This window comes from Pseudomonas sp. SDO5591_S426, from assembly GCF_054070755.1.
The window spans coordinates 1-3716 of record NZ_JBSVXD010000322.1 but is presented as its reverse complement, the minus strand read 5'-3'; the positions used below and the strand labels follow the sequence as shown (position 1 = coordinate 3716).

The 3716-nt window shown below is 60.8% G+C and carries 4 protein-coding genes; 1 reads left to right on the top strand and 3 read right to left on the bottom strand.

Annotated features, from left to right (window positions below):
- Nucleotides 1-77 precede the first annotated feature (77 nt).
- The 3 genes from ACW9JC_RS29275 to ACW9JC_RS29265 all read right to left on the bottom strand — a co-directional run bounded on the left by ACW9JC_RS29275 (nt 78) and on the right by ACW9JC_RS29265 (nt 2784).
- Nucleotides 78-1049 (bottom strand): thymidylate synthase, encoded by a 972-nt coding sequence (locus ACW9JC_RS29275; protein ID WP_457459398.1) that lies wholly within the window; start codon nt 1047-1049, stop codon nt 78-80.
- 49 nt (nt 1050-1098) lie between these two features.
- Nucleotides 1099-1911 (bottom strand): prolipoprotein diacylglyceryl transferase, encoded by an 813-nt coding sequence (gene lgt, locus ACW9JC_RS29270; protein ID WP_338583725.1) that lies wholly within the window; start codon nt 1909-1911, stop codon nt 1099-1101.
- A 90-nt stretch (nt 1912-2001) separates the two neighbouring features.
- A complete protein-coding gene (locus ACW9JC_RS29265) occupies nt 2002-2784 on the bottom strand; it encodes a sulfite exporter TauE/SafE family protein (RefSeq protein ID WP_416127726.1) in 783 nt (260 codons plus the stop codon).
- 132 nt (nt 2785-2916) lie between these two features.
- Here ACW9JC_RS29265 and ACW9JC_RS29260 point away from each other — a divergent pair, with 132 nt between their 5' ends.
- Nucleotides 2917-3663, top strand: a complete 747-nt coding sequence (locus ACW9JC_RS29260) for an NRDE family protein (RefSeq protein WP_457459395.1) — start codon at nt 2917-2919, stop codon at nt 3661-3663.
- The last annotated feature ends 53 nt before the right edge of the window (nt 3664-3716 follow it).

Here is a 3716-nt window from a genome sequence, read left to right as displayed (position 1 = left end):
TTGTCAGTCACATTAATGTTGAATGTGCTACCGCCATCGCGAGCAAGCTCGGCTCCTACAGGATCTTGATCAGGCCTTCAGACCGCCATCGGCGCGGTCATTGGCGCATGGTGCTCGTAGCCTTCCAGCGAAAAATCGCTCGGCTCTACCAGTTCCAGCCACTCCGGCTGATACACACCGGTCTTGGCGAATTCCGGCACACGATCACTGATCACCAGTTTCGGCATTGGGAACGGCTCGCGCGTGAGCTGTTCGTTGAGCATGTCCAGGTGGTTTTCGTAGACGTGGGCATCGCCGATGAAATAGGTGAACCAACGCGGCGTGTAGCCGGTCAGGCGACCGATCAGGCTCAGCAGCGCAGCGCCTTCGGTGAGGTTGAACGGCGTGCCCAGGCCCAGGTCATTGGAGCGGATGTAGAGGGTCAGGGAAATTTCCTTGGTCTCGACATTCGGGTGGAACTGGTACAGCAAATGGCACGGCGGCAGGGCCATTTCATCAAGTTGGGCGCAGTTCCAGCCGTGGAACAGGATGCGGCGGCTGCCCGGGTCCTTGATGATGGTGTCGATGCACTGGCGAACCTGGTCGATGGCTTTGTACAACACCACGTAGGCCTGGCCGTTTTCTTCGCCTTCAGCGATCTGGCGGTAGCCTTGCTTCAGGGTCTGCTCGATGGCAGCCGGGTTGCTGACCGGGATCTGCTTGTACGCCGGCCATTTGCGCCATTGCACGCCGTAGATCTCGCCGAGATCGTCGTCGCCCTGGCGGAACGGGTTGGCCAGCCACTGGGCGTTTTCGTTGGCGTTCTGGTCCCAGACCTTGCAACCCAACGCGCGGAATTCGGCAGCGTTGTTCACGCCACGCAGAAAACCGCACATCTCGCCGATGGCCGATTTGAAGGCCATCTTGCGCGTGGTGATCGCCGGGAAACCTTCCTGCAGGTCATAACGCAGCATCGCGCCGGGAAAACTGATGGTGTTCACGCCGGTGCGGTTGGCCTGTTTGGTGCCGTTCTTGATGACGTGGGCGACCAGTTCGAGATATTGCTTCATGAATTACCTGTGTCCTTGAACCCGCAGCCGTCGCTGCGGGGTTCGAATTTTATACGGCTGCCGCTGGAGTCGCCGGGGCGCGGTGGTACGCCAGCCAGATCAGGAACAGCCCGCCGAGGATCATCGGCACGCACAGCACCTGCCCCATGGTCAGCCAGTTCCAGGCCAGATAGCCCAGTTGTGCGTCCGGCACGCGGACGAATTCGACGATGAAACGGAAAATGCCGTAGAACAGCGCGAACATCCCCGATACCGCCATGGTTGGCCGCGGTTTGCGCGAGAACAGCCACAGGATCAGGAACAGCGCCACACCTTCCAGTGCGAACTGATACAGCTGCGACGGGTGACGCGCGAGCTGCGCCGGATCGCTGAACGGCGGGAAAACCATCGCCCACGGCACGTCGGTCGGCTTGCCCCACAACTCGGCGTTGATGAAGTTACCAATGCGCCCGGCGCCCAGGCCGATCGGCACCATCGGTGCAACGAAGTCCATGAGCTGGAAGAACGATTTGTTGTTCTTTTTCCCGAACCACAACGCCGCCAGCATCACGCCGATGAAGCCGCCATGGAACGACATGCCGCCCTTCCACACTTCGAAGATCAGCGTCGGGTTGGCGAGGTAAGCGCTCAGATCGTAGAACAGCACATAGCCCAGACGACCGCCGACAATCACCCCCATCGACATCCAGAACACCATGTCGGAGAGTTTCTCCTTGGTCCAGGTCGGGTCGAAGCGGTTCAACCGGCGGGACGCCAGCAGCCAGGCGCCGCCGATGCCGATCAGGTACATCAGACCGTACCAGTGGATTTTCAGCGGACCGATGGCCAGGGCCACCGGGTCGATCTGCGGGTAAGGCAGCATTGCGACTCCTCATGAGTTCAAATCAATTCCCGGGCGACGCTGCCACCTCAGGATTAAGCAAGGATTGTGCTTTGCGTCAGAGCAGATGCTTCAGACCAGAAAGCTCAGGCCAACGCAGAACAGCAAAGCGGCAAACAGTCTTTTCAGCAACTTTGGCGACAACCTGTGGGCCAGTCGCGCACCGATGCGGGCGAAGACCATGCTGGTCAGGGCAATGCCCAGCAGCGCCGGCAAATAAATAAAACCGAGACTATGGGCCGGGAGCAACGGATCGTGCCAGCCCAGAATCATGAAACTTAATGCACTTGCCAAGGCGATCGGCAGGCCGCAGGCCGATGACGTGGCCACCGCTTGCTGCATCGGCACGCTGCGCCAGGTCAGGAATGGCACGGTCAGCGAGCCGCCGCCAATGCCGAAAATCGCCGAGGCCCAGCCGATCACAGTGCCGGCGACGGTCAGACCGACTTTACCCGGCACCGTTCGGCTGGCCTTGGGTTTGACGTCCAGCGCCAGTTGCGCGGCGATCACCAGGGCGAACACACCGATGATTTTCTGCAGGTTCGGCCCGGAAATCGCTTCGGCGGTCAGCGCGCCGAAACCCGCACCGATCAGGATGCCCACGGTCATCCACACGAAGATCGGCCAGCGCACGGCGCCACGACGGTGATGCTCGCGCACTGCGTTGACCGAGGTGAAGATGATCGTCGCCAGCGACGTGCCGACGGCCAGGTGGGTCAGGATCGATGCGTCAAAACCTTGCAAGGTGAAACTGAACACCAGCACCGGGACGATGATGATCCCGCCGCCGACGCCGAACAGCCCGGCCAACACCCCGGCGCAGGCGCCGAGCGCCAGATAGAGCAGAAATTCCATGCTGTTTCCCCACCCAACCCCAAAACCGGAGCGGCATGGTAACGGATGCATGGCCTCGGGCTCCACTGGATGGCGATGGATACCCGCACGATGACTGCGTAGAGTGGGCAAAAAACACACAAGGACCACCTTATGTGCCTGATTGTTTTCGCCTGGCGACCGGGTCATGCCCAGCCGCTGATCGTGGCGGCCAACCGCGACGAGTTCTACGCCCGCCCCAGCCTGCCGCTGGCGCAATGGTCTGACGCACCGCAGGTTTACGCCGGTCGCGACCTGGAGGCCGGTGGTACCTGGCTCGGGGTCGGTGCCAACGGGCGCTTTGCTGCGCTGACCAATATCCGAGATCCGCATCGGCCGCCCGGTCGAAAGTCTCGCGGTGAACTGGTGGCGCGCTTTCTCAACGGGAGCTTGCCGATTGACGACTACTTGACCGACGTTGTCGCACGATCGCCGGAGTATGGCGGTTTTAATCTGCTGATTGGCAACAATAACGAGCTCTGGCACTTCAATGCCCGGGAATCGGAAGCGGTGATGCTGCCACCGGGGGTTTATGGGTTGTCGAACGCAGGGCTGGATACGCCGTGGCCGAAACTGCTCAAGGCCAGGGCGGCGTTGAGCGAGGTGCTGGACGATCCGCAGCCTCAGGCGCTGTTGGCGTTATTGAGCGACGCGCAGACCGCACCGTTTGCCGATTTGCCGGATACCGGCGTCGGATTGGCGACCGAGACATTGTTGTCGAGCGTGTTTATTGCCAGCCAGAGTTATGGGACGCGGGCGAGTACGGCGTTGATCGTGCAGGCGGATGGATCACGGCATTTGGTTGAACGGAGTTTTGGGCCGTATGGCGGGCATCTTGGGGAAGTGGAGATCAAAATCTAAAGATCGCAGCCTTCGGCAGCGCCTACAGATGTTCGCCTCATTCTGTAGGAGTT

Bases quoted from the DNA above. Each gene is read 5' to 3' on its own strand.
- ACW9JC_RS29275 (WP_457459398.1), bottom strand. From the start codon at position 1,049: ATGAAGCAATATCTCGAACTGGTCGCCCACGTCATCAAGAACGGCACC.
- lgt (WP_338583725.1), bottom strand. From the start codon at position 1,911: ATGCTGCCTTACCCGCAGATCGACCCGGTGGCCCTGGCCATCGGTCCG.
- ACW9JC_RS29265 (WP_416127726.1), bottom strand. From the start codon at position 2,784: ATGGAATTTCTGCTCTATCTGGCGCTCGGCGCCTGCGCCGGGGTGTTG.
- ACW9JC_RS29260 (WP_457459395.1), top strand. From the start codon at position 2,917: ATGTGCCTGATTGTTTTCGCCTGGCGACCGGGTCATGCCCAGCCGCTG.